Here is a 23775-nt window from a genome sequence, read left to right as displayed (position 1 = left end):
AACCACATGACACCATCCACTCATGGACGAACTTGATTCGGAAATCGTGCGGCTGCTCCAAACGGATGCGCGGCAGTCCAACCGGGAGCTGGCCCGGCAGCTCGGCGTCGCGCCCTCGACCTGTCTGGAGCGGGTCAGGTCGCTCACCCGGCGCGGCGTCATCCGCGGCTACCACGCCGAGATCGACCCGGCCGCGCTCAACCGGAGCGTTCAGGCCATGGTCTCGGTCCAGGTACGGCCGCTGAGCCGGGCGGTGATCAACGCGTTCAAGTCGTCGGCGGCGGCGATGCCGGAGGTGCTCAGCGTGTTCGTGCTGGCGGGCGGGGACGACTTCCTCCTGCACGTGGCGGTGCAGGATCTGGACCACCTGCACTCGTTCCTGCTCGACCGGCTGAGCAAGCGCAAGGAGATCGTCGGCTTCCGCACGTCGGTGATCTTCCAGCAGGTGCACAACACCGTCCCGGAGCGCCTGACCTGACTTTCGTCAGGGGTGGTACTGGACGGTCGGCCGATCCGGAGGACGGGGGCGACTTCCTAGGTTTCTCTCCGTGATAGCAGTGAAGTCCCTCCTGATCGGCCTCTCGACGGCGCTGACCCTCGCCCCCGCCCCGCAGCCGACCTCCCAGACCATCGACGCCTACCTGCGCCAGGCCATGGAGTCCACCGGACTGCCCGGCATGTCCGTGGTCGTGACGCACAACGGCGAGGTCGTGCACGCGGCCGGCTACGGCCACGACTCCGAGGGGCGTCCCGTCACCGCGAGCACCCCGATGCGCGTGGCCTCGGTCAGCAAGTCGTTCACCGCGATGGCCGTGATGACGCTCGTGGAGCGCGGCAGGATCAAGCTGGACGAGCCGGTGGCCGGGCAGCTGCCGGGGTTCAGGATGGCGGACCCGCGCGCAGCGGCGATCACCGTACGGCAGCTGCTCAACCAGACCTCCGGCCTGTCGGACACGACGGTCGACATCGCCGCCGTGGAAGGCGCCACCTCGCTGGCCGACTACACCTCACGGCTGTCCGGCTCCGAGCTCCGCGCCGACCCCGGCACCCGCTGGGAGTACTGCAACGTCAACTACGACCTGGCCGCGCGGCTGGTCGAGGTGGCCTCCGGGCAGCGGTTCGGCGACTACCTGCGGGAGCGGGTGTTCGGCCCGCTGGGCATGAAGTCCAGCGCCGTCAGCGACCAGGTCGTCCGGCCGGCCGACGGCTACAACTCGATCTTCGGCGCCTGGCTCCCGCGTGCCGAGCTGTCCGGCTTCCTCAACGACAGCGGCTCGGGCGGGGTCATCACCACGGCCGCCGACATGGGCAAGTGGCTGATCGCGCAGTCGGGCGACGGGCGCCCGCTGGTCAAGCGGGAGAGCCTGGACGTCATGCACACGCCGAGCAAGATCCGCGACTACGGCATGGGCTGGGGCGTCGAGCGGGAGACCGGGCAGCTCGTGCACTCGGGGAACCTGTTCACGTACAACGCCGTCGAGGCCGTCTCCCCCAAGACAGGCTACGGCTTCGCCGTCATGGCGAACGGGGCGGCGCTGACCGACGACACCTACACCGTCATGGAGGGGCTGACCGCCCTGAGCGAGGGCCGCGCCCCTGAGGTGCCCGGAGGCGACCGGCAGCTGTACGAGCTGGTGCTGGGCGTGCTCGCGATGGCCGCGGCCGGCCTCGGCGTCCTGGGCGTGCTGCGCGCCCGGCGCTGGGCCGCCCGGCGGGCCTGGTGGCGGCTGGTGCCCGTGCTGCTCCCCGTGGCCCTGCTGGCAGCGTATCCGGACCTGATCTCGTTCCTGATGAACGGGCGGGCGGTGACGTGGGCCCAGCTCACCTACTTCGCCGCGCCCCTGTCGATCACGCTGCTGGTGGCGGCGCTGTCGGGGGCGGCGGTGGCGGTGGCCCGGCTGATGGCCGCCCGGCGTTAATTCGGTTGCACGGGATTACGGCCGGCCCGTACTGTCATGGACATGCGCCTTTACCTGTGATTCACCGCTGCTCAGCAGCGAGATCGCCCGTCATCCGTTCCAGACGCGGCAGCTGAGCTTGCCGACCGGCCTCCATGAGCCGCGTCGTGAGTCTGTGTAAAGGAGCTTCCTTATGCGAGTCCGTTCATCCAGGAAAAAGAACCTTCCCGGATTGCCCGTGACGCGGCCGATGCCCAAGATGCCGCAACGGCCGATCATGCCGCCCCGGCGCATCCCGCCGAAGGGCCGCTGAGACAACTACCAGGATGGTAGTTAGGCGAGCGCCGCCTCCACCGTACGCCAGGAGGCGGCGCTCGCACCCTTCATGCCTTCAGAGGCGCTCGATGATGGTGACGTTGGCCTGGCCGCCGCCCTCGCACATCGTCTGCAGCCCGTACCGGCCGCCCGTGCGCTCGAGCTCGTGCAGCAGCTTGGTCATCAGGATCGCGCCCGTGCCGCCGAGCGGGTGGCCGAGCGCGATGGCGCCGCCGTTCGGGTTGACCTTGGCCGGGTCGGCGCCGAGCTCGTGCGTCCAGGCCAGCGGCACCGGCGCGAACGCCTCGTTGATCTCCACCACGTCGATGTCGTCGATCGACATGCCGGCCTTCTCCAGCGCCCGCCGCGTGGCGGGGATGGGCGCGGTCAGCATGTAGACCGGGTCGTCACCCATGAGGGCGAGCTGGTGGATGCGGGCCCGCGGCGTCAGGCCGTGGTCCCTGACCGCCTGCTCGGAGGCGATCAGCAGCGCGCCGGAGCCGTCGGAGATCTGCGAGGAGGTGGCGGCGGTGATCTGGCCGCCCTCCTTCAGCGTCTTGAGCGTGGCCATCTTCTCCAGCGTCGAGTCGGGCCGCGGCCCCTCGTCGTCCTCGACGCCGTTGACCGGGGCGATCTGGTCCTTGAAGTAGCCGTTGGCGATGGCCTTGGCGGCGCGCTGGTGGGACTCCAGCGCGAACCGCTCCAGCGTCTCCCGCGTGTAGCCCCACTTCTCGCACATCAGCTCCGCGCCGCGGAACTGCGAGATCTCCTGCTTGCCGTACCGTTCGACCCACTTCTCGCCGAACGGGAAGGGCATGCCCTTCTCCAGCGCGGCCGTGATCGACGAGCCCATCGGCACGATGCTCATGGACTCCACGCCGGCGGCCACGACCAGGTCCTGGGTGCCGGACAGCACGCCCTGGGCGGCGAAGTGGATCGACTGCTGCGAGGAGCCGCACTGCCGGTCGATCGTGACGCCGGCGGTGGTCTCCGGCAGGCCCGCCGACAGCCAGGCGTTTCGCGCGATGTCCATGCTCTGGGGGCCGAACTGCATGACGCACCCCATGATGACGTCCTCGACCGCCGCGGGGTCGACGCCCGTGCGGTCGATCAGCGCCTTCAGCGTGTGCGCCGCCAGGTCAGTGGGGTGGACGGTGGAAAGGCCGCCCTTCTTCTTGCCGACCGGGGTGCGAACGGCCCCGACGATGTACGCCTCTGCCACAGTGCCTCCTGGAAACCGAGCATTATTCGGTTACTAGGGGCAGACTACAACAGAACGACGTTCTACTCACGCGTGGGCGGGACCAGGTCCTCCGCCGCGTCGACCCGGAACCGCCAGCGGTCCACGACCAGCCCGTTCAGCGCCTCGGCCAGCTCCAGGGCGAGCGCGCCGAGTTTGGCGGGCTCGTCGCCGCGCAACTCGATCGCGGTCAGCTCGACGGCGAAGGGCAGGAGCTCCTGAACGGCCGGCGGCTGCCCCTTCTGCGGGACGAGCACGGCCCGGATGTCACCGGCCGTGAACGCGAACTCGTCCTCCTCGTCCGGCTCCAGCAGCGGCGACAACTCCTCGGCGGTCGGCCGCGCCGGGAGGATGACGGCGGGCCCGCTCTCCTCCTCGTCGGCGGGGTCGGTCACCTCGCCCCGGCACACCGCGAGCCCCTTGAGCCGGAAGGCCAGGCCCTCGGCGAGATAGCGGTCGAAGAAGTTCAGCGGCAGCGGCCCCTCGGCGGCCACCCTGACCGCCCACACCTTCTCCAGCTCGCCACCGGTCAGCTCCGGCTCGGCCTCCACGGGCGCGTACACCCGCACGTCGGTGGCCACGATGTCGTCGCCGTCCTTCTTCGCGTCGGGGTCCGCGAGCCGCACGATGCGCAGCAGCTCGGCCGGATCCGGCTTGGCGGGCAGGGCCGCCGTCGGGCCGGTACGCAGTCTCCGCTTGGCCATCCAGCCCATAGCCCGCCTCCGCGCTTGTCAGCTTCGATAAGAGCTCGTCATCGTCGCGTAGACGATGACGTTGTCGTCGTAGTGGCCGATCGTGCGATCGTAGTTCCCACCGCAGGTGATCAGGTGAAGCTGAGCGTTCTCCTGGGGCCCGTAGACGCGCTGGGTCGGGAACGTCTTCTTGCTCGCCTGCTCGATGCCGCCGACGGTGAACACCGCGGTCGTCCTGTCCTGGCGCTGGATCTCGATGGTGTCGCCGTTCTTGAGCTCGGGGAGCCTGCTGAACACGGCGGGGCGCGTCCTGGTGTCCTTGTGCCCGAGGATCACGGCCGGCCCCGCCTCACCCGGGGTGGACATGCTCCGGTACCACCCGGCCAGGTTGGGGTTCTCGGACGGGGGCACCTCGATCGTCCCGTCCTTCTTCAGCCCGACGGACGTGATCGGCGCGTTGATCCCGAGCCTCTTGATCACGATCCGCTTGGGCGTGGACGGCATCATCGGGGGCGCGGGGTTGATCTGCGGCAGCGGCGGCGGCACGTCGGGGGCCGCCTGGAAGAGCGCCTGCTCGGGCTGCCCGGTGGCCTTCCCGTCCGGCTGCGCCTGCAGCTTCAGGGTCTCGCGGTTGCTGCTCGCGAGCCCGTACTCCTGGGGGGAATTGAGCACGATCAGCAGCCCGGCCACGACGGTGACGACACCGGCGATGGCCGCCCCGATGAGCACGGTCCTGAGCGCCGCACTCCCCTTGTCCGCGGGCGGCGGCACGTGCCCGCCATCGCCGCCGCCGTACGGATAGTGCCCCGACATGCCCGTCAGCCCCTGGTGGCGTTACGGCGCCGCATGACGAGCCCGCCGACGGCCGCGGCACCCACCAGCGCGGTGCCGGTCAGGATGAACATCCGCCCGTCGGGCCCCGCCTCACCACCACCACCGGTGTCGGCCCCGGCCTTGGGGGTCTTCGACTTCTTGCTGGAAGGGGTGACCGTCACCGTCGCGGTGCTGGTCTTGGTGGGCTTGGGGGTGGAGGTGGTGTTGGTCGGGGTGGAGGAGGTCGTCGGGGTTCCGGTGGAGGAGCCCACCGTGAAGGTGTACGTCTTGAGGCCGGTCGTGGGGGCCAGGCACTTGATCGAGGGCGAGGACGCCGAGGTGCCGAAGGCCAGATCGCCGGCGGTCAGCGTCACGGTGCCCGTGGTGGTGGGCTTGACCTTGACGGTGACGCTGGTGGGCAGCGTGATGTTCTGACCGATGGTGACGGTGCCGAGCGCGGCTTCACCGGTGGGATTAGGACTGGAGGGGAGCCCGGCGCCGGTCGCCTTGATGGCGACGAACATCTTGGGGCTGGTGGTGGGGAAGCCGGTGGGAGCCTTCAGCGATTGGCCGGTGGACTGGATGACGCCGGTCCAGGTGATCGAGGCGTCGGCGTTGGCGGTGGCACTGGTGGGCGGCGTCATGGTGACCTTGATGTCGACGTCGGCCGGGTAGTCGGCGTCGCCGCCGCCGCTGGCGACGTCGCAGTCGTACTCGACGACGTCATCGGTCCCGCCACCGCCACCACCGGTCTGGACAGGGACCGAGATGCTGGTGGGCGTCGCCGACACATAAGTGCAGGTGGTTGCCTCGCCTGCCACGGTGATGGTCAGCACAGTCGTGCTAGCGGTCGTCACCGGAGCCAGGACCACATTGCCGCCAGTGGTGGCAGTCGCAGTGACCGAGCCTGTCATCTCCGGCGGCGTGTATGGCTGGTTGGCCGAGACCGCGGTGGTCACCGTGCCGCTACCGCTGCCCTTCAGCGGCGTCGGCGTGCCTCCCGTTACTGTGAGGTCGCCACCGCTGGTCGTGACGGACGCCTGGGCGGCGATCGCCTTCGTCGCCGTTATTGCAGGGAAGGTCCACTTGATCGACGCCGCTTTGGAGGGCTCGACCGAGGTGGGCGCGGTGACCGTCAGCTGCACGGACTCGGCGGCCAGGTAGCCGCCGGTGCACTTGTATGTAACTTTCAGCGGGTCGACGGCGGCGGCCTGGGCTGGGGACGATAGGGCTAACACCGAACCGACAAAGAGGACCAGCGTGCTCACGAGCCCCAGGGCCGACGTCTTATGGGCGAGGCGGCGCCACGCCTGGGACATAAGCACGGGTCCATCTCCGTTCAACGCAAGTTTCAACAGTCGTGCCAGAATTCCAGCCGTTGGTCACGGTTAGGTTGAGATCTTACGAACTGTCCCTGTCAAGTTCCCGTAAACCGCCAAAACCCTAGCCCTTCTTCTTGGACAACGTCGCGTATACGACGATGTTGTCCGTGTAACTGTGCGCCGTCTTGTTGAAGACCCCACCGCACGTGACGAGCCGCAACTGAGCGTTGGTCGTGTTCCCGTACACCCGCGACGTCGGGAACGACGACTTGCTCGCCTGCTCGATCCCGCTCACCGTGAACCGCGTGACCTTGCCGTCCGACCGGTACACGTAGATCTGGTCGCCCTTGGCCAGCTCCCGGAGGCGGTCGAAGACGGCGGGGCCCTTGCGGGTGCTCACGTGGCCGTTGATGACCGAGGGGCCGAGCTCGCCGGGCACCGGGGAGCCCTTGTACCAGCCCGTCTGGTTGGGCTTGGTCAGAGGCGGGGTGCCGAGCTTGCCCTTGCTGTCCACGGTGACGGCCCCGATGGGCGCGTTCACCTTGATCTTGGGGATCTTGATGCGGGTCGGCCTGGACCGGGTGGACTTGGCCTTGGTCGAGGGGATCGGGGACACGACCGGGACCGCCGGGAGCGGGGGCGGCGCGTCCAGGCGGGCCGGGGTCAGGGGGACGCCCTTGCCGCCGGGGCCCACGGTGGGCGGGAGCACGAACGCGCCCGCGTTCGCCACCTCCACCTGCGTCGGCGTGTCCTGCGCCGCCGCGAGCGAGCCCGAGGCGTCGTCGGGGGTGGTGGGCCACAGCGAGAGCATGCTCACCATGACCAGGCCGACGCCGCCCAGCGAGCCGGCGATCAGCAATCCGGGCAGTGCCCGCTGCATCGGTGTCTGCTCGGTCATCAGAGCGCTCCTCCCGCGTGCGCGGCCCTGCGCCGGCGCAGCAGCAATCCGCCGCCCGCGCCGCCGATCACCAGCGCGGCCATCAACCCGTACGGTCTGTCCTCGCGATCCGGCGCCTCACCGCTGTCCACGCCGCCCTTGGGGGTGTTGGCGACCTGCGCCCGGTAGTACTTGGTCGCGGTCGGCCCGGTGGCCTTGGGCGTGGCCGTGGCCGAACTGGTGCCGGTGGCGCTGGGGATCACGATCACGCGCCCGAGGCCGATGTCGGTGGTCCGGTTGTTCGGGGTGGTGTGGGTCCCGGTGGGCGTCGGGTTGGTCGGGTTGGTCGTCGGAGTGTTCGTGGAGGTGTTCGTGGGGCTGACGGGCGGCGACTGCGTGCCGGTGGGGCCCGACTTGTCCCGTACGGTCACCACGACCGACACCGGCGAGCTGACCAGATTGCATTTCGCGCCGTGGTAGCCGGTGGGGGTCTTGGACGTGTTGGTGGTCACGCGGAAGGCGTCCAGCCAGGCCGGCTTGTTCGCGGCGTTCTCGATCCTGATCTTGTGCTGGCCGTACGCCAGCGGCGCGGACGTCCACAGCGTCTGCCCGCCGTCCATGTCGTCGTTGACCGGCACGTCGTCGTCGGAGCGGGAGGGGTCGACCGTGGCCCGCTTGTTGCCGTCGATGTAGATGTCGACCGGGCCCGCGTCCTTGTCGGTCGGCCCGATGTACTCCACGCCGGTCCCGATGAAGGTCAGCTCGGCTGAGGCGCCGATCTGGTCGGTCTGGTGCAGGTCGTTGTGCACGTGGTTCTCGGAGCCGGGACGGTCGTCCAGGGAGATCCAGCCGCTGCTGTAGACGATTCCCATGTCGGAGGGGTTGTCGACGTCGTCGCCGTCGTTGACCACCACGCTGCCGTCCGGCGGGGTGAAGTCCAGCTCGATGTCCTTGGGCGTGACCGTGATGGTGCCCGGCTTGTCGGTCAGGCCGGGGTCGTTCATGGTCTCGGGGAGGGACAGGTGGCCGTCCGGGCGGAGCGGCCCCTCGGGGTCGGCGCTGCCCTTGGGCTGCAGGATGCCCTGCCAGCTGCTGGTGAGCTGCACGTTGCCGGTGCCGTGCACCTGGCCGCCCTCGGGGAAGTAGCCGGGCGACTGCAGCCGGCTGTCGTCGGCGTAGTGCAGCTTCCAAGTGAAGTTGAGCGGGTCTCCGACGACCAGGTCCGTAGCGAAGGTGAGGTTGGTCTTCAGGCGGACGGGACCGTTCCTGACGATGCTGTTGGCACCGGACGCCACGCAGTTGTACTCGACAACAAGGTCGGCCGGCGCGGCGGCGGCCGGTGTGCCCGACAACACCACGATTCCTAAAGCCGCCACCGATCCGACCGATGCGGCGATCAACGCCTTGCGCCACCGACTCACGGGAGACTCCGATCAAGCCACAAAACAGACCGAGGGTAGATCTTAGAGTCGAAAACACCCGTAACACATGCCGAATGGGGCAACGTCCAGCACTTGTGATGAAGCCGTGTCCACAGCTATCCGCCGTACCGGGAAAGCGGGTATACCTGCCAGTAACAGAACCCTGTTCGGGAGGACCATAATGCGGCGAGACCTCTTCGACGAGGAGCACCTGCTCTTTCGCGAGACCGTGCGCGAGTTCATGGCCCGTGAGGTCGTGCCACACCACGCTCAGTGGGAGAAGGACGGCATCGTCCCGCGCGAGGTCTGGAAGAAGGCCGGGGAGCTCGGGATGTTCGGGTTCTCGGTGCCCGAGGAGTACGGCGGGGCCGGGGTCACGGACTTCCGCTACAACGCCGTGATCGTCGAGGAGATCCTCCGGAACGGCGCCTCCGGGCTCGGGTTCTCGTTGCACAACGACGTCATGGCGCCGTACCTCGTGGATCTGACGAACGACGAGCAGAAGCAGCGGTGGCTGCCCGGCTTCGCGAGCGGCGAGCTGATCAGCGCGATCGCGATGAGCGAGCCGGGGGCCGGCAGCGACCTGCAGGGGATCAGGACCACGGCCCTCCGCGAGGGTGACCACTACCTGGTCAACGGGCAGAAGACGTTCATCACGAACGGGATCAACGCCGACCTGGTCGTCGTCGTGGCGAAGACCGACCCCGACGCGGGCGCCAGGGGGACCACGCTGATCGTGGTCGAGCGCGGCATGGAGGGATTCGAGCGGGGGCGCAATCTCGAGAAGATCGGGATGAAGGCCCAGGACACGGCCGAGCTGTTCTTCGAGAACGTACGCGTGCCCGTCGCCAACCGCCTCGGCCCGCGAGACGGCGAGGGCTTCTTCCAGCTCATGAACAACCTCCCGCAGGAGCGCCTGTCGATCGCCGTGGCGGCGGTGGCCGCGGCGGAGGCCGTGCTGGAGGAGACCATCGAGTACTGCAAGACCCGGCAGGCCTTCGGGCGGAGCATCGGCTCGTTCCAGAACACCCGGTTCGTGCTGGCGGAGCTGGCCACCGAGACCGAGATCGCCCGCCACTACGTGGACAAGTGCATCCTGGCGCTCAACGCCGGGCGGCTCGACGCGGTGGACGCGGCCAAGGCCAAGTGGTGGACCACCGAGCTGCAGAACAAGGTCATCGACCGCTGCCTCCAGCTCCACGGCGGGTACGGCTACATGATGGAGTACCCGGTCGCCAAGGCGTGGATCGACAGCCGGGTGCAGACGATCTACGGCGGCACCACCGAGATCATGAAGGAGATCATCGGCCGGTCCTTCGGGTTCTGACCGCATGGGAAGGCAGTCCTTCGGATTCTGACCGCGCGGAAGGGCAGTCCTTCGGATTCTGACCGCGCGGAAGGGCAGTCCTTCGGGTTCTGGCCGCACGGGAAGGCGGTCCGCACCGCATACTGGACAGCATGGACGGCGGCCTGATCCTCCTGGCTTTCCTGGCGTTGCTGTTCGCCTGGGGCCTCAACCGCGTGCGCCGGTCGATCCGCCTGGGCCCGGTGGGCTACGGCGGCGTGATGATCGTGTTCATCATCGTCATGCTCCTCCTCTGGGGCCAGACCAAGATCTAACCGGGCATTCCCTCGACGAAACGGGTGAGCAGCCGGGCGAACTCCGCCCGGTCCTCCTCCGGCCACTCCTCCATGACCGCCGCGAACGCCGCCTGCCTGGCCCGGTGGGCCTGCTCCAGCGCCGCCTGCCCGGCCTCGGTCAGTACCAGCCACGCCTTGCGCCCGTCGGCCTGATCGGCCTCCCGCCTGACGAGGCCCGCCGCCACGGCCGCCGCCACCAGCCGGCTGGCCCTCGGCTGATCGACGCTGAGCGCCTGCGCGACCGTGGACACGGTGACGGACCCGCCGGCGCCCTCGATCACGTCGAGCACCTCGTACTCCGGCCCCACGACGCCCTGCTGCCGCGCCAGCACCCGCCGGCTCTGCCGCCGCCTGATCGCGACCATCGCCCGCTCGACCGCGGCAATATACTTGTCTTCATACATATTGTTGTTATCCTACATCTATGGACAAGCCCATCGGCCACTGGCTGAAGCATCTCGACAACCTGCTGGAAGACGCCATGGAGCAGGCGCTCCAGACCACCACCCGCCGGGAGTGGCAGGTGCTCAACCAAGCGGCCCAGGAAAGCACGTACACCATGCCGTTCACCGGGCCGTTCACCGGCGTGGACGAGGCCGTGGAGCGGCTCACCGCCAGGGGCTGGCTGGCGGACGGCGGGCTCACCGACGCGGGCAGGGCCGCGCACGAGGAGATCTCCGAGAAGGTCGGCCGATTCCGGCAGAAGGTGCTCGAAGGGGTGAGCCCGCAGGAGTACGTGGCCACCGTCGACGTGCTCCGCCGCATGTCGGCCAACCTCGATCACTGACGCGAGGCCCCCGCCGGCTCGGGGGACGACCACGCGGCGAAGACGGTGGCGCCGTAGGGGGTGAGCCGCAGGACGGGGATCTCCCGCCTGAGCGGATTGCCGTCGCGGTCGATCGTGATGTCGCCGCCGGCACCCTGAACGTCGATGGTGCCGCTGCGCAGCATGGCCGCCACCTCCTGCGGCCCGAGCTTCGCCAGATCGTCCTTCGCGTACCTGTCGATGGCCTTGATCGCGACGTACACGGCGTCGTGGTTCATGATCGCGTGGCCGTCGTCGAGCGATTCCGTGGGGAACAGCCGCACATATCCCTTCTCGTCGCCGTTCCCGAACCTGGCCTTGATCGCGGGCAGCACGCGGCTGCCGTGGTCGGTGACGTTCGCGGAATGGGCCAGAGCGGTGTAGTACAGCCGGATCTTGCCGCCGTTGTCCTCCCAGATGGGGCTCTTGACGAGGTGGGCCTGCTCGCTGGTGTCGTCCCCGGCGAAGACGCTGATGTCGCGCTGCACGCAGGGGCGCGACAGGCTGAGACCGCGTAACAGCGCGGGCAGTCCTCGGGCGCGACCGGCGTAGAAGACGGCGTTGGCGTCGGAACCGCAGATCGTGTCCGCGATGTTCCCGATGACCGTGCTGGAGGCGTTGACCGTCGAGTCGAACGTCAGCGCCCGGCCGCGCCTCTTGGCGTCGACGACGCGGGCGAGGGTCTTGTCGTAGGCCTCGCCCAGCGTCCGGCTGTAGCTGTCGCCGGATTTGGTGTCCATGACGACGACCGGCTTGAGCGCGGGAACGGCCTGCCCGGCGAAGCGCACGAGAGCCGCCGCCTCGTCGCTGTTCAGCGGTGCCATCCGTACCAGTGCCTCGTGACGCTGCAGTTCGTCCGAGGTGATCACGGCCGCCACCATCGCGATCTTGTCCTTGCTGAGCCGGTCGATCACGCGCTTGGTGGCTTCGACGCTGTTCCCGAGCCCGGTGACGGCGAGGATGCGTTCGCTCTGGACGCGGCCCTCCAGGTCCGTGACCGTGTCCTCCCACGCGTCCGAGCTGATGTTGCCGACGAGCAGCCTGATGTACGGCGCCGCGGACTGCTCCCTGTTCCGCCACAGCTGCGCCAGATGTGACCCCTGGAGGGCATGCCGGATGGTGTCGAGGCCCATCCCCGTCTCGGTCACATCGCCCGACATCGGGAGCAGCACCAGGATGGTGACGTACTCACCCGGATGCTTCGAGATCACGTCGTCGTTCTCCGCGTGGATGCGCTCCATGATGCCGGCCAGGCTCGGGTCGAAGGTGTCGCTCGCGTCGGTGAGCCTGGACGGCGCGCGGAAGGCGAAGGTGAGGCCCGTCGCGACGAGCACGGCGGCGAGGGCGACGAGGGCGGTCCACCGCCGGCGGCGACGCTCGACGTAGATGGGCGCGGGCCCGATCTGGGGGCCGGCGTCAGGGATGTTGCTCATACCTCTCGGCCTCTCGGTTGAAGATCGACCGGCCGGTCGTCCTGAGGTCCGCCAGCTGCCTGAACTCGTGCGCGATCTCGGTCGCGCGCCGGCCGGGGGGATCGAGGACGGGATCGAGCCAGAACCACCGGGCCACCACCAGCGTCCTGATCATGGAGGTCCGGTCCCGCCGTTCCGTGTCGGCCGAGCTCACCGCCAGCGAGTCGTACAACGCCGCCGAGGACCGGTCCAGGGGCAGACGGTTGGGGGCGGCGGTCACCTGCTCGTAGAGCTGAACCCACTCCGACAGGCGGCTGCCGCGGCGGCCTATCACGTCGAGCTGCCCGAACCTCTCGCTCAGGAACGCCACGACGGCCTCCAGCCGCGAATCGTCCGCGTCCGTCGCGCGGGCCAGCGTGTGATAGGCAGCCGAGGCGTCGTCAGCCACCTCCTGCTTGCGGTAGAAGCTCTCCATCGTCTCGTGGACCTGGTCCCAGCGCTCCGGCTCCGCGGCGAGGTGGTGCAGCAGCAGCCTTCTGAGCCAGGGATGGATGACGGTGATCTCTTCACTGCCGGAGGAGGAGCGCTCCCAGCCGCCTCCTCGGCTCTCCGCGGCGCTCTGCGTGGTGAGCCACAGCCGCTCGGCCAGCTCGCGGCGGAGGTGCGAGGCGGTGCTCGCGCCGTCGAGCAGCGCATTCTCGGCGTCGTCCACACTCCTGGCCGCCGACCAGGCCATCAGCAGGTCACGCCGGGGCAGGTGGTCGGGCATCAGACGGCGCAGGGCGTCCTTCTCGTGCAGGATGGCGCGGAACTCGTCGTCGTCCTCGGCCTTTCCGAGCAGATCGCCCAGTTCGCGGGCGGCGTACGGGTAGCCCCCGGTCAGCTCGTGGACCGCGCGCTCGTGAACCGCCGCGGTCCTGCCGATCGGCAGGCCGGGCATGAGCACGGGATACCACCAGCGCTGCTCCCCGTCGCCGCGCCGCTCCACCCAGTCCTCGTACGTGGCCGCGGCGAGCCGCGGCGGCCGGCGGGCCTCCGGCGTTCCCGGGCACGCCCAGCCCGTCATCCCCTTCGGCCAAGTCCTCGACGCGGCCACGACCACCAGGGGATCCGCGCTCGCGCCGGCTTCGGAGCGCCTGGTTCTGGCGGCGACAAGCGCCTGCAGGAAGGCACAGCCCGCCGGGCTGTCGGCGTCGTCCAGCAGCAGGAGGCAGTTGCGCGCGTGGCGCGGCTTCGCCCACGCCTGGGCGAGGTCCTCAAGGAACGCCTCGACGAGTATCCCCCGCGCGCCCTCCGCCCGCTCCCCGCCGATCTTCTGGTCCTGTACGAGATTCAGGACGTCCCCGCCGAGCCGTTCCGATAGCCACGTCCTGGCCACGCGGTGAACCCGATCGACGGCGTCCAGATGGCGCCCCAGAAACTCTGCGACAGAAACCAGAAATTTCAGCCAAATGCCAATGTTCGGCAATAAGGAGGCGATATCTCGCCACTGCGCCGCGTCATCGGGAGCAATGAGCGCCTTGCGCTGAAGACGCCGCTGCAGCTGCTCTTCGAGTTGCTTGCGCGATAATTTCGGATCCAGGCCGAGCACCACCAGCGTGAAGACCGTGCGGGGCAGGTGCACCTTGTCGAGCGCCGCCAGATCATAGGTGATCCGCTGGATCACGTCGGCGACCGTGCTGCCGAGCTCCGCGCGGAGCGGCAGGTTGATCACCGGAGAGGGCGGTCTCCGCACACTGCGCGAGATCTGCGCGAGGGTCGCGGTCTTCCCGGTGCCCGCCAATCCGAGCAGAAGAATGACGGGCAGCTCGTTCTGCCCGGGAGGATGGGTTCGCTGGAGGCACTCTCGCAACAGTGGGTACCAGGAGTCGTCCGCCATGAATTCCGCCATAAGGCAATACCGGATGAGCGCTCGATTACTGGGAAACCTATCCCATCCCTTTGGCGGGGGCAGAGAAACTTACGAAATGGCGCTGGATTCCAGAATGACGCGGGCGACGAGGTCGGGGGCGTCGCTCATGGGCACGTGACCGCACCCTTTCAACAGCTTGACCCGCTGCCCCGACCAGCGGGCCGCGCGCACGGCCTGGCGGCGCAGCAGCAGCCGGTCGTGCTCGCCCCACGCGATCGTGATGGGCGACTTCGGCGGGGCGGGCGGCATCAGGCCGGCGAACGACTCAAGCGTCTCATCGAAGCCGCTCGCCCAGGCCAGCGCCTGCATGGCCGCGACGTGCGCGGTGGCGGAGAGCCTGGAGGGGTGGGCGACCAGGATCCCGGTCGAGACGGCTCGCAGCAGCGGGTTCTCGGCCACCTTGGCGGTATGTCTCGCGGGGATCGACCGGGCCGAGGCGCGCAGGGCGCGCAGCACGGACTGGCAGTAGAGCAGCTCGGGCCGGGACCAGAAGCCGGCCGGCGACAGCGCGGTGGCCGTGCGTACGACGCCGCGCGAGGCCAGCTCCAGCGCGATGTAGCCGCCGAGCGAGTTGCCCGCCACGTGCGGCTCGCGCACGCCGAGCACCGCGCAGAACGACTCGACCGCGTCGGCCAGCGACTCCGCGGTGTAGGTGACGCCCTCGGGCAGGCCCGGGGATCTGCCGAAGCCGGGCAGGTCGAGCGCGATCACCGTACGCGCGGCCGCCAGGCGGTCCAGCACCGGCAACCACGCCTGCCAGTGATGGCCGATCCCGTGGATGAGAATCAGCGGCGCGCCGGTGCCCCGTCGTTCGAAGGCCAGCTCCATACGGTCAGCTAATCACTCATCTCCCGCGAGTGGGAATCTCGAACCAGACGGCTTTGCCTTCCCTGGTAGGACGTGATCCCCAGCGCCTGGCCAGCTGGTCGACGAGGTAGAGGCCGCGCCCGCCCTCGTCGTTCTCCCCCGCGCTGCGGATGCGCGGCAGGCGCAGGTCCTGGTCGAAGACCTCGACCCAGACCGACTCCTCGCCCCTGCGCAGCCTCAGCGTGAACTCCTTGTCGCCGACCACTTCGTCCTCGAAGCCCGGCACGTCCCAGGACTCGTCGAACGGCAGCGGCGGCCCCTCCACGACCAGCTCCCTGCGGGGCACGGTGGCGGTGGCGGCGTGCAGCACGACGTTGGTCACGACCTCGGAGACGAGCAGGCAGGCCAGCTCGGCCCGTTCCTCGGGCACGTTCCAGCTCGAGAACGCCTCCGACGCCATCCGGCGCGCCTCGCCCACCATGATCGGCTGGGCGGGGAACGTGCGCTCCTCGACGTCGAGGTCGACGTCGCTGGAGCGGACGACCAGGATCGCCATGTCGTCGTCGATCTCGCCGGGCACGGCCACCGTGGCGGTGTCGGCGATGCGCTCGACCTCGGCGCCGGACATCTTGGCGAGCTTCTCGCAGAGCACGCCGAGCGTCTCTTGCTCGCTCGGCACCTGGCCGTCGCGGCCCGGGCGGCGGTCGACCAGGCCGTCGGTGTAGAGCAGCAGCGCCGCGCCCGGCGGCAGCGTGCGCGTCTCCTCCTTGTAGACCAGGTCGGCGTGCAGGCCCTTGGCGTGGACGCCGAGCGGCTGGCCGACCTCCTCGATGTCGAGCTCCACGCACTGGCCGTCGACCAGCAGCAGCGGCGGCGCGTGGCCCGCGTTGGCGAAGGACAGCTGGCGCGACCAGGCGTCGTAGACCAGATACTGGCAGGTCACGATGGGCGGGATGCTGACCTCGGCGCCGTTGTCGTCGTGCTCGGGCGTGGCGATGATGCGGGTCCACTCGTCGAGCCTGGCCAGGATGTCGGCCGGCGACTTGTCGTCCTGAGCGAAGGCGCGCAGCGCGGCCCTGAGCTGGCCCATGATGGCCGCCGCCTTGGCACCCCGGCCCTCGACGTCGCCGATCACGATGCCGACCCGGCCCGCCGACAGCGGGATCACGTCGTACCAGTCGCCGCCGACCTGGGTCTGGATGCCCTGGCCGTGGGAGGCGAGCGGGGCCGCCGGGTAGTAGCGCACCGCGATCTCCAGGCCGTCGAGCTGCGGCAGCGCCCGGGGCAGCAGGTATTTCTGGAACGACTCCGCCGTGTGGCGCTCCTCCTCGAACAGCAGCGCGTTGTCGATGGCGAGCGCGACCCGGGTGGCGATGGCGCCGACGAAGTCGCGGTCGAAGGCGTCGTAGTGGGGACTGCGCCGGTCGGTGAGGTTGGACAGACCCAGATACATCAGCCCGAGCGTCTCGCCGCGCACCAGCAGGGGGGCGACGATGGCGGAGGTCATGCCGATCTCGCCGCACAGGCGGGCGCTGCCCTCGCTGGTGGCCGGGTAGCTGCTGGTGGCGAAGCTCTCGACCAGGATCGTCTCCTGGCGGCGCAGCGCCGTGTCGGCGTAGTGGCCTGAGGGGTAGCGGATCTCCGCGCCCAGCGGCTTCCAGGTGCCCGACGGCGGCGTCCATCCCTGGACGTGCTGGGAGACCCGGCGTACGAGCCGGTCGCCCTCCATCAGCTCGATGAAGCAGTGGTCGGCGAACTGGGGCACCAGCATCTCGGCGACCCGCTTGAGCGTCTCCTCGACGTAGAGCGAGCCCGCCAGCCGTTCGCCGATGCGCTCCAGCAGGCCGAAGCGGTCCTTCTCCCGCTCGTTGCTGCGCAGCGCCTCGCGGGCCATGATGACGATGCCCGTCACCGAGCCCGATGCGTGGCGCAGCGGCACGGCCTGGGCGCGTACGTAGATGATGGTCCCGTCGCCGCGCCTGACGTCGAACGTGCCCTCCCACACGCCGCCCTTGAGCACGTGCTTGGCCAGCTCGACCGCCAGCGGGTGGTCCTTCTCCATGATCCCGAGGGACAGGACGGACGCGTCACGTGAAGGCGACTTGCCCTGACGGCCGAAGAGCTTCTCGGCGAAGGGGTTCCAATAGAGGAGATTGCTGAAACGGTCGGTGACGATCACCGCCATCTCAGCGTGATCGAGCACAGATCCGGCACCCAGGTGATCAGCCGTTTCCTGTGACAGATCCCCCCATCGATTCATCCGGAGACCACTCCTTGGGGTGGCATGCACGCAAAGTGGACCACGGGCGCTCCTGCAACAGTCTTGGCCAGGGGAGAGTGGAGGGCCTCCCAGGAGGGATTCAACCAAGCCGCTGCGCGCGCGTCAGCGCTTGGAGACAAAAACGTGCGCGGCGACATCGCGCGGAAGCTCCGCGGGAGTGTCGTTCGCGTCACCGTCACCTGTCACCCGCACACCGTCGTCGCTCGCCGCGAGCGTCACCTCGCGTCCGGGTTGTATCCCAACTTGCTTGAGTTTAAGCATCACAGCAGGATCGCTTTGCACTTGTTCGCTAATTCGACGCACGACGACCGGCGTGTCCCTCGGCCCCGCCAGGTCTGACATCGATGTCAGCACCCCGGCGCCGCCCTCGGGGGGCTCCTTGGCGCCCAGCTCCGCGAGCCCGGGGATGGGGTTTCCGTGCGGGCAGACGGTGGGGTTGTCGAGCAGGGTCACCAGGCGAGCCTCGACCGACTCCGACATGACGTGCTCCCAGCGGCACGCCTCGATGTGCACCTCTTCCCAGGGAAGGCCGATCACCTGGGTGAGCAGGCACTCGGCCAGCCGGTGCTTGCGCATGACCCGCGTGGCCAGCGTGCGGCCCAGATCGGTCATGGACAGGTGGCGGTCGCCCTCGACGCGGACGAGGCCGTCCCGCTCCATGCGGGCGACGGTCTGGCTCACGGTGGGGCCGCTCTGCTGAAGACGCTCCGCGATGCGGGCGCGAAGGGGGACGATGCCCTCCTCCTCGAGCTCGTAAATCGTGCGGAGGTACATCTCGGTCGTGTCGATCAGGCCGTGTGCGGTCAAGGCAGTCCTCCCAATCAAATATTACGCCGGTCGTGGCGGGGACTGGGCCCGTCCGCAGCGGGCACAGAAGTCACACGAACCCTATTGGGAGAACGACCGACGATGCTTAAGGACGGAAACAAAGGAGCGGCCGAGTTCCTTCCCGACCAGCTCGATCTCGACTCGCTGCGGCGCGCGGCCGCGTGCTGCCAGGGCTGCGGGCTCTACCTGAACGCCACCCAGACCGTTTTCGGCGAGGGTCCGCAGCGGGCCCGGTTCATGCTCGTGGGCGAGGAGCCAGGAGATCAGGAGGACCGGCAGGGACACCCGTTCGTGGGCCCGGCCGGGCGCATTCTGGACAAGGGACTGGAAGAGGCCAGAATCGAGCGCGAAGACGTTTACGTCACGAACGCCGTCAAGCATTTCTCCTTCACCCTTCGCGGAAAGCGGCGGATCCACCAGAGGCCGACGGCCGGCGAGATCGACGCCTGCCATCCGTGGCTCGACGCGGAGCTGGCCCTCGTCCGGCCGGAGGTGATCGTGGTGCTCGGGGCGACGGCGGCCAGGGCTCTGCTGGGGCGGGAGTTCCGCGTGACGCACCACCGGGGCGAGCCGGTGCCGCTCGGCGACGCGCTGGCCGTGGCCACGGTGCACCCGTCCGCCGTGCTACGCGCGCCCGACAGGGACCAGGCGTACGCGGGCTTCCTGGCCGACCTGAAGGTGGCCGCCCAGGTCGTCTGACCTCTGACCTTTATCGAGCCCGGTAATTGCGGAAGGCGGGCACGGACAGGCCGACGAGCAGCACCGTGACGGCGCAGGCGATGCCGCCGCCCACCCAGGCCCCGCTCACCCCCAGCTCCGTCGCCGTCGCACCGGCCCGCAGGTCGCCCAGGCGCGGCCCGCCCGCCACGACCACCATGAACGCCCCCTGCAGCCGCCCCCGCATCTCGTCGGGCGCGTACAGCTGCAGGATGGACTGCCGCCAGACCGACGAGATCACGTCCGCCACCCCGCCCACGGCCATGAACGCCACCACCAGCCAGAGCTCGCTCGCCAGCCCCGCGGCGGCCACGGCCAGGCCCCAGACGGCGATCACGACGACGAGCGCGACCCCCTGCCGCGAGACCCGCCCCACCCAGCCGGAGAACAGCGCCCCGGCCACCGAGCCGATGGCCATGGCGGAGCTCATCCAGCCGAGCGCGTACATCGAGCCGCCGAACCTGTCGGCGGTCAGCTCGGGGAAGAGCGCGCGCGGCAGGGCGAACACCATCGCGATGATGTCCACCCAGAACGACATCAGCAGCACCGGGCTCCTGACGATGAAGCTAAGCCCCTCCAGCACCGCCCCGGCACCCGGACGTCGCACTTCGCCCAATGGGGGCAGTGAGGGCAGTCTGAGGGCCGCGTAGAGGCTCGCGGTGAAGAGCAGGGCGTCCATCGCGTACGCCGCCGCGAACCCGCCGGAGGCCAGCACGACCGCGCCGATCATCGGACCCGCGACCGCGCCGATGCTGAAGACGAGCGAGTTGAGCGCGTTCGCGGCGGGCACCAGCTCCTTCTCCAGGATCCTGGGGATGATCGCGCCCCTGGTCGGGCTGGTGATCGCGAAGCCGGTGGCGTTCAGGGCGACCGCGCCGAAGATCAGGTAGACGTTCCTCATGCCGAGCAGCGCCTGCCCGAGGATGAGGAGCGTCGCCGTCCACGCGATGAGCGAGCCGACGATGAGCAGCTTGCGCCGGTCCACGGCGTCGGCGACCGCCCCTCCCCACAGGCCGAAGACGACCAGCGGGATCAGGTTGGCCATCCCCAGCAGCCCCACGTAGAACGAGGAGTGGGTGAGCTCCCAGACCTGCTGGCCGACGGCCACGACGGTCGCCCCGACGCCGACGTGCGAGACGGCCTGGCCGAGCCAGAGCCGCCGGTACTCGGGCGCGCCGAGTGGCCGGGTGTCTACCAGATGACGCTTGACCAGCTCCGCGATCGCCACTCCAAGAACACTAAGGTGCCAGTCTTTCCAGGACCCAACCGGGTCGTGTCCGCCGATAACGGAGCCTGTCGTGCATCCGGTCGAGTTGTCCCTGCCAGAACTCCATCTCTATCGGATAGACCCGGAAACCTCCCCAGAAGTCGGGCACCGGCGGACTCTCCGGCCAGCGTTCGGCCAGCTCCGTGTAGCGCTCGTCCAGCTCCTCCCTGGACCGCACGACGGCCGACTGCCGCGACGCCCAGGCGCCGATGCGCGAGCCGTACGGGCGCGAGTTGTAGTACTCGGCCGACTCCTCGTGGGAGATCCGCGTCACGGTGCCCTCGATGCGTACCTGGCGGCGGATCGGATGCCAGGGGAACAGCAGTGACGCTCGGGGGTTCTCGCCCAGGTCGCGGCCCTTGCGCGACTCGTAGTTGGTGTAGAAGACGAAACCGCGTTCGTCGTAGCCCTTCAGCAGGACCGTCCTGGCGCTCGGGCGGCCGCCGGACGAGGCGGTGGCCAGGACCATGGCGTTGGGTTCAGGCAGGCCGGACTCGAGCGCGTCCTGGAGCCAGAAGGTGAATTGCTCCATGGGGTCGGACGCGAGATCGGATTCGAGCAGCGGCCGGCCCTCGTACGTTCGGCGTAGCCCCGCCAGCACGGGCGGGCGCGGGGTGGCATCCACGAGACGGTATTCTTGCGCGCTTGCGTGGTAGATCCCATGCAACCCCCCTCACCAGCGGGTTTGGCCTTACGGCGGGTCCCGAGACCGAGCACGACCTGGGAAGGGGTTAAATTGACCCGCCGGTATCTCGACATCAACAGAGCGGAGAAGCTCGGGGGCGAGAACGAGGGCAACGATGCCAACGACCCCCCGAAGCGGCCCCGACTATTGGCACAGCATTGCCCAAACATGGCAAGGGAAAGGGAGGCGGCCGAGTATGTCCGACTTCAAACCCGGGCTCGAAGGCGTCGTAGCTTTCGAGACCGAGATCGCGGAACCGGACAAAGAAGGGGGCGCCCTTCGATACCGGGGCGTCGACATTGAGGAGCTGGTCGGCCGCGTCCCGTTCGGGGCCGTTTGGGGCCTGCTGGTCGACAACAAGTTCCAGCCGGGCCTGCCCCCGGCGGAGCCGTACCCCATCCCTGTCCACTCCGGTGACATCCGCGTAGACGTGCAGAGCGCCCTGGCCATGCTGGCTCCGGCCTACGGCTTCAAGCCCCTGCTCGACATCACCGACGAGGAGGCCCGCGACCAGCTCGCCCGCGCCTCCGTCATGGCTCTCTCCTTCGTCGCGCAGTCCGCGCGCGGCCTCGGCCTGCCGATGGTGCCGCAGAGCCGGGTCGACGAGGCCGAGACCATCGTCGAACGTTTCATGATCCGCTGGCGCGGTGAGCCTGATCCCAAGCATGTCAAGGCCATCGACGCTTACTGGACCTCCGCCGCCGAGCACGGCATGAACGCCTCCACGTTCACCGCCCGCGTCATCGCCTCCACCGGGGCCGACGTGGCGGCAGCGCTCTCCGGCGCCGTCGGCGCCATGTCGGGCCCGCTGCACGGCGGCGCCCCGGCCCGCGTCCTGCACATGATCGAGGGCGTCGAGCAGCTCGGCGACGCCAAGAAGTACGTCCAGAGCGAGCTCGACAAGGGCAACCGGCTCATGGGCTTCGGGCACCGCGTCTACCGCGCCGAGGACCCGCGCGCCCGCGTGCTCCGCCGCACCGCCAAGGAGCTCGACGCCCCCCGCTACGAGGTCGCCGCGGCGCTGGAGCAGGCCGCGCTGGACGAGTTGCACGCCCGCAAGCCCGACCGGGTGCTGGCCACCAATGTCGAGTACTGGGCGGCCGTGGTGCTGGACTTCGCCGAGGTGCCCTCCCATATGTTCACCTCGATGTTCACCTGCGCGCGCACGGCCGGCTGGGCCGCGCACGTCCTGGAGCAGAAGCTCACGGGCCGCCTCGTGCGCCCGAGCGCCAACTACGTCGGCCCCGCCTCGCGTCCCCTGAGCGACGTCCCCGGCGCCGCCGAGGTCACCGGCAAGAACTGACGGGATCGGCCCCGGCGCGTCCGCCTCACCACGAGTTCGGCGGTGCCCGGGGCCTTTTTCGTCAGTTTTGGGTGTGGGCTTCTTCTCAGATTCCCGCCCCGGTCCCTTGTCAGCCCCGCGGGATCAGTACCCTGGTCAGGTGGCTGACATCGTGATTCCCGCTGACATCAAGCCCGCCGACGGCCGCTTCGGCTGCGGGCCCTCGAAGGTACGCACCGAGCAACTGGCCGCGCTCGCCGCCTCGGGCGCGAGCCTCATGGGCACCTCCCACCGCCAGAAGCCGGTCAAGAACCTGGTCGGCCGCGTACGCTCCGGGCTCGCCGACCTGTTCTCGCTGCCCGAGGGCTACCAGGTCGTGCTGGGCAACGGCGGCACCACGGCGTTCTGGGACATCGCCGCCTTCGGGCTGATCCGCGACAGGTCGCAGCACCTGTCGTTCGGCGAGTTCTCCTCGAAGTTCGCGACGGTGGCCAAGAAGGCCCCGTGGCTGGGCGAGCCGAGCGTCATCAAGTCCGAGGTCGGCACCTACCCGACGGCCGTGGCCGAGGAGGGTGTGGACGTCTACGCGCTCACCCACAACGAGACCTCGACCGGCGTCGCCATGCCCATCAAGCGCGTGGGCCCCGACGACTCGCTGGTGCTCGTGGACGCCACCTCCGGCGCCGGCGGCCTGCCCGTCGACATCGCCGAGACCGACGTCTACTACTTCGCCCCGCAGAAGAGCTTCGCCTCCGACGGCGGCCTGTGGATCGCGATCATGTCGCCGCGGGCGCTGGCCAGGGTCGAGGAGATCGCCGCGACCGGCCGTTACGTGCCGGAGTTCTTCAGCCTGCCGGTCGCGATCGACAACTCCTCGAAGGACCAGACCTACAACACGCCGGCCGTGGCCACGCTGTTCCTGCTGGCCGACCAGCTCGACTGGATGAACTCCAACGGCGGCCTGGCCTGGACCACCGCCCGCACGGCCGAGTCCAGCCAGCGCCTCTACACGTGGGCGGAGAAGTCGGCGTACACCACGCCGTTCGCCGCTCCGGAGTTCCGCTCCCAGGTCGTCGGCACGATCGACTTCGCCGAGTCCGTCGACGCCGCCGCCGTGGCCAAGGTGCTGCGCGCCAACGGCATCGTCGACACCGAGCCGTACCGCAAGCTGGGCCGCAACCAGCTGCGCGTCGCGATGTTCCCGGCGATCGACCCGGCCGACATCGAGGCGCTGACGGTCTGCGTCGACTACGTGGTCGAGCGCCTCTGACGGCGTGACAGCTCTTGCATGAGGGCGAGCGCGTCCTCCTCCTCGACTCTCTGCGCGAACCTGGCCAGCACCGGCAACCTGTCGCCGCCGGCCGAGAGCGCTTCGAGCATGAGGTCGGCGACGTGCTCGTCCCTCGACTTGACCGCGGCGGCGCATCGTTTCCGGGCATCCCACAGCACGTCCATGATCGCGCGTTCCAGGGACCCCAGGCTCGCCAACTGACCAACCCTCCGGTTCGATTAGTAGGAAACATTGTTGCCCGAAAAAGTCAGATCCGGTCAGGGGATCTC

23 protein-coding genes are annotated in these 23775 nt (G+C 69.2%); 8 read left to right on the top strand and 15 right to left on the bottom strand.

The features are described from left to right. Positions 1-22 precede the first annotated feature (22 nt). Both ACWDRB_RS46015 and ACWDRB_RS46010 read left to right on the top strand, forming a co-directional pair. Positions 23-478, top strand: a complete 456-nt coding sequence (locus ACWDRB_RS46015; protein WP_185070549.1) for an Lrp/AsnC family transcriptional regulator — start codon at positions 23-25, stop codon at positions 476-478. 70 nt (positions 479-548) lie between these two features. Next, positions 549-1919, top strand: coding sequence for a serine hydrolase domain-containing protein (locus ACWDRB_RS46010; RefSeq protein WP_449905107.1), 1371 nt, complete (start codon positions 549-551; stop codon positions 1917-1919). 370 nt (positions 1920-2289) lie between these two features. Here the strand turns inward: ACWDRB_RS46010 and ACWDRB_RS46005 are convergent, their stop codons facing one another. The 6 genes from ACWDRB_RS46005 to ACWDRB_RS45980 form a co-directional block, all read right to left on the bottom strand. Then, positions 2290-3435, bottom strand: a complete 1146-nt coding sequence (locus ACWDRB_RS46005; RefSeq protein WP_357725541.1) for an acetyl-CoA C-acetyltransferase — start codon at positions 3433-3435, stop codon at positions 2290-2292. 62 nt (positions 3436-3497) lie between these two features. Further along, a complete protein-coding gene (locus tag ACWDRB_RS46000; RefSeq protein WP_397369238.1) occupies positions 3498-4157 on the bottom strand; it encodes a hypothetical protein in 660 nt (219 codons plus the stop codon). Positions 4158-4184: 27 nt separating this feature from the next. Next, the gene (locus tag ACWDRB_RS45995; RefSeq protein WP_397369237.1) at positions 4185-4958 is read right to left on the bottom strand and encodes a class F sortase; all 774 of its coding nucleotides are present in this window, start codon (positions 4956-4958) and stop codon (positions 4185-4187) included. A 5-nt stretch (positions 4959-4963) separates the two neighbouring features. After that, positions 4964-6196: a hypothetical protein gene (locus ACWDRB_RS45990; RefSeq protein ID WP_449905104.1), complete on the bottom strand. Its 1233-nt coding sequence runs from the start codon at positions 6194-6196 to the stop codon at positions 4964-4966. A 205-nt stretch (positions 6197-6401) separates the two neighbouring features. Further along, positions 6402-7178 (bottom strand): class F sortase, encoded by a 777-nt coding sequence (locus ACWDRB_RS45985; RefSeq protein ID WP_397369235.1) that lies wholly within the window; start codon positions 7176-7178, stop codon positions 6402-6404. After that, on the bottom strand, positions 7178-8578 hold the full coding sequence (locus ACWDRB_RS45980) for a hypothetical protein (RefSeq protein WP_449905102.1): 1401 nt from the start codon (positions 8576-8578) through the stop codon (positions 7178-7180). The genes ACWDRB_RS45985 and ACWDRB_RS45980 overlap by 1 nt, the downstream gene beginning before the upstream one ends. A 181-nt stretch (positions 8579-8759) precedes the next feature. Between ACWDRB_RS45980 and ACWDRB_RS45975 the strand changes: the two genes are divergently transcribed. After that, positions 8760-9905, top strand: coding sequence for an acyl-CoA dehydrogenase family protein (locus ACWDRB_RS45975; protein WP_449905100.1), 1146 nt, complete (start codon positions 8760-8762; stop codon positions 9903-9905). Positions 9906-10036: 131 nt separating this feature from the next. Beyond that, on the top strand, positions 10037-10198 hold the full coding sequence (locus ACWDRB_RS45970) for a hypothetical protein (RefSeq protein ID WP_364264865.1): 162 nt from the start codon (positions 10037-10039) through the stop codon (positions 10196-10198). Here the strand turns inward: ACWDRB_RS45970 and ACWDRB_RS45965 are convergent. Continuing rightward, positions 10195-10623 carry a MarR family winged helix-turn-helix transcriptional regulator gene (locus ACWDRB_RS45965; RefSeq protein WP_449905097.1) on the bottom strand — a complete coding sequence of 143 codons (429 nt, stop codon included), beginning with the start codon at positions 10621-10623 and terminating at the stop codon, positions 10195-10197. The two genes, ACWDRB_RS45970 and ACWDRB_RS45965, sit on opposite strands and share 4 nt — an antisense overlap. Positions 10624-10643: 20 nt before the next feature. Here ACWDRB_RS45965 and ACWDRB_RS45960 point away from each other — a divergent pair, with 20 nt between their 5' ends. Then, positions 10644-11006 (top strand): helix-turn-helix domain-containing protein, encoded by a 363-nt coding sequence (locus ACWDRB_RS45960; RefSeq protein WP_449905095.1) that lies wholly within the window; start codon positions 10644-10646, stop codon positions 11004-11006. Here the strand turns inward: ACWDRB_RS45960 and ACWDRB_RS45955 are convergent. The 5 genes from ACWDRB_RS45955 to ACWDRB_RS45935 form a co-directional block, all read right to left on the bottom strand. Beyond that, on the bottom strand, positions 11000-12457 hold the full coding sequence (locus tag ACWDRB_RS45955) for a hypothetical protein (protein WP_449905093.1): 1458 nt from the start codon (positions 12455-12457) through the stop codon (positions 11000-11002). The genes ACWDRB_RS45960 and ACWDRB_RS45955 overlap by 7 nt on opposite strands. After that, complete coding sequence (locus ACWDRB_RS45950; RefSeq protein WP_449905092.1) at positions 12441-14315, bottom strand: hypothetical protein; 1875 nt, start codon at positions 14313-14315, stop codon at positions 12441-12443. The genes ACWDRB_RS45955 and ACWDRB_RS45950 overlap by 17 nt, the downstream gene beginning before the upstream one ends. Positions 14316-14396: 81 nt before the next feature. Beyond that, the gene (locus tag ACWDRB_RS45945) at positions 14397-15176 is read right to left on the bottom strand and encodes an alpha/beta fold hydrolase (protein ID WP_449905090.1); all 780 of its coding nucleotides are present in this window, start codon (positions 15174-15176) and stop codon (positions 14397-14399) included. 16 nt (positions 15177-15192) lie between these two features. After that, positions 15193-17415 carry a SpoIIE family protein phosphatase gene (locus tag ACWDRB_RS45940; RefSeq protein ID WP_449905088.1) on the bottom strand — a complete coding sequence of 741 codons (2223 nt, stop codon included), beginning with the start codon at positions 17413-17415 and terminating at the stop codon, positions 15193-15195. A gap of 123 nt (positions 17416-17538) precedes the next feature. Next, positions 17539-18243, bottom strand: a complete 705-nt coding sequence (locus tag ACWDRB_RS45935; RefSeq protein WP_185070520.1) for a metal-dependent transcriptional regulator — start codon at positions 18241-18243, stop codon at positions 17539-17541. Between the two features lie 102 nt (positions 18244-18345). On the opposite strand from ACWDRB_RS45935, the gene ACWDRB_RS45930 reads away from it, so the two are divergent. Continuing rightward, a complete protein-coding gene (locus ACWDRB_RS45930) occupies positions 18346-18963 on the top strand; it encodes a UdgX family uracil-DNA binding protein (RefSeq protein WP_449905086.1) in 618 nt (205 codons plus the stop codon). Positions 18964-18973: 10 nt separating this feature from the next. Here the strand turns inward: ACWDRB_RS45930 and ACWDRB_RS45925 are convergent, their stop codons facing one another. Together ACWDRB_RS45925 and pdxH are read right to left on the bottom strand one after the other, a co-directional pair. Continuing rightward, positions 18974-20209 carry an MFS transporter gene (locus ACWDRB_RS45925; RefSeq protein ID WP_449905085.1) on the bottom strand — a complete coding sequence of 412 codons (1236 nt, stop codon included), beginning with the start codon at positions 20207-20209 and terminating at the stop codon, positions 18974-18976. Positions 20210-20219: 10 nt separating this feature from the next. Next, positions 20220-20873: a pyridoxamine 5'-phosphate oxidase gene (gene pdxH, locus ACWDRB_RS45920; protein ID WP_363962151.1), complete on the bottom strand. Its 654-nt coding sequence runs from the start codon at positions 20871-20873 to the stop codon at positions 20220-20222. A gap of 256 nt (positions 20874-21129) precedes the next feature. Between pdxH and ACWDRB_RS45915 the strand changes: the two genes are divergently transcribed. Continuing rightward, positions 21130-22236, top strand: a complete 1107-nt coding sequence (locus ACWDRB_RS45915; protein ID WP_350733356.1) for a citrate synthase 2 — start codon at positions 21130-21132, stop codon at positions 22234-22236. 139 nt (positions 22237-22375) lie between these two features. Further along, complete coding sequence (serC, locus tag ACWDRB_RS45910; RefSeq protein WP_449905082.1) at positions 22376-23485, top strand: phosphoserine transaminase; 1110 nt, start codon at positions 22376-22378, stop codon at positions 23483-23485. On the opposite strand, the gene ACWDRB_RS45905 is transcribed toward serC, so the two are convergent. Beyond that, positions 23464-23703 carry a hypothetical protein gene (locus tag ACWDRB_RS45905; RefSeq protein ID WP_449905080.1) on the bottom strand — a complete coding sequence of 80 codons (240 nt, stop codon included), beginning with the start codon at positions 23701-23703 and terminating at the stop codon, positions 23464-23466. The genes serC and ACWDRB_RS45905 overlap by 22 nt on opposite strands. Between the last annotated feature and the right edge of the window lie 72 nt (positions 23704-23775).

It is taken from the genome of Nonomuraea sp. NPDC003707 (assembly GCF_053587055.1).
Note: the sequence above shows the minus strand (reverse complement) of the source record. Positions and strands in the feature narration are given on the sequence as shown.

Coding starts and splice junctions, on each gene's coding strand:
- ACWDRB_RS45950 (WP_449905092.1), bottom strand. CDS start 14,315: ATGGCGGACGACTCCTGGTACCCACTGTTGCGAGAGTGCCTCCAGCGA.
- ACWDRB_RS45940 (WP_449905088.1), bottom strand. CDS start 17,415: ATGAATCGATGGGGGGATCTGTCACAGGAAACGGCTGATCACCTGGGT.
- ACWDRB_RS45960 (WP_449905095.1), top strand. CDS start 10,644: ATGGACAAGCCCATCGGCCACTGGCTGAAGCATCTCGACAACCTGCTG.
- ACWDRB_RS45970 (WP_364264865.1), top strand. CDS start 10,037: ATGGACGGCGGCCTGATCCTCCTGGCTTTCCTGGCGTTGCTGTTCGCC.
- ACWDRB_RS46000 (WP_397369238.1), bottom strand. CDS start 4,157: ATGGCCAAGCGGAGACTGCGTACCGGCCCGACGGCGGCCCTGCCCGCC.
- ACWDRB_RS46015 (WP_185070549.1), top strand. CDS start 23: ATGGACGAACTTGATTCGGAAATCGTGCGGCTGCTCCAAACGGATGCG.
- ACWDRB_RS45955 (WP_449905093.1), bottom strand. CDS start 12,457: ATGAGCAACATCCCTGACGCCGGCCCCCAGATCGGGCCCGCGCCCATC.
- ACWDRB_RS45965 (WP_449905097.1), bottom strand. CDS start 10,623: ATGTATGAAGACAAGTATATTGCCGCGGTCGAGCGGGCGATGGTCGCG.
- ACWDRB_RS45915 (WP_350733356.1), top strand. CDS start 21,130: ATGTCCGACTTCAAACCCGGGCTCGAAGGCGTCGTAGCTTTCGAGACC.
- ACWDRB_RS45985 (WP_397369235.1), bottom strand. CDS start 7,178: ATGACCGAGCAGACACCGATGCAGCGGGCACTGCCCGGATTGCTGATC.
- ACWDRB_RS45995 (WP_397369237.1), bottom strand. CDS start 4,958: ATGTCGGGGCACTATCCGTACGGCGGCGGCGATGGCGGGCACGTGCCG.
- ACWDRB_RS45930 (WP_449905086.1), top strand. CDS start 18,346: ATGCTTAAGGACGGAAACAAAGGAGCGGCCGAGTTCCTTCCCGACCAG.
- ACWDRB_RS45975 (WP_449905100.1), top strand. CDS start 8,760: ATGCGGCGAGACCTCTTCGACGAGGAGCACCTGCTCTTTCGCGAGACC.
- ACWDRB_RS45945 (WP_449905090.1), bottom strand. CDS start 15,176: ATGGAGCTGGCCTTCGAACGACGGGGCACCGGCGCGCCGCTGATTCTC.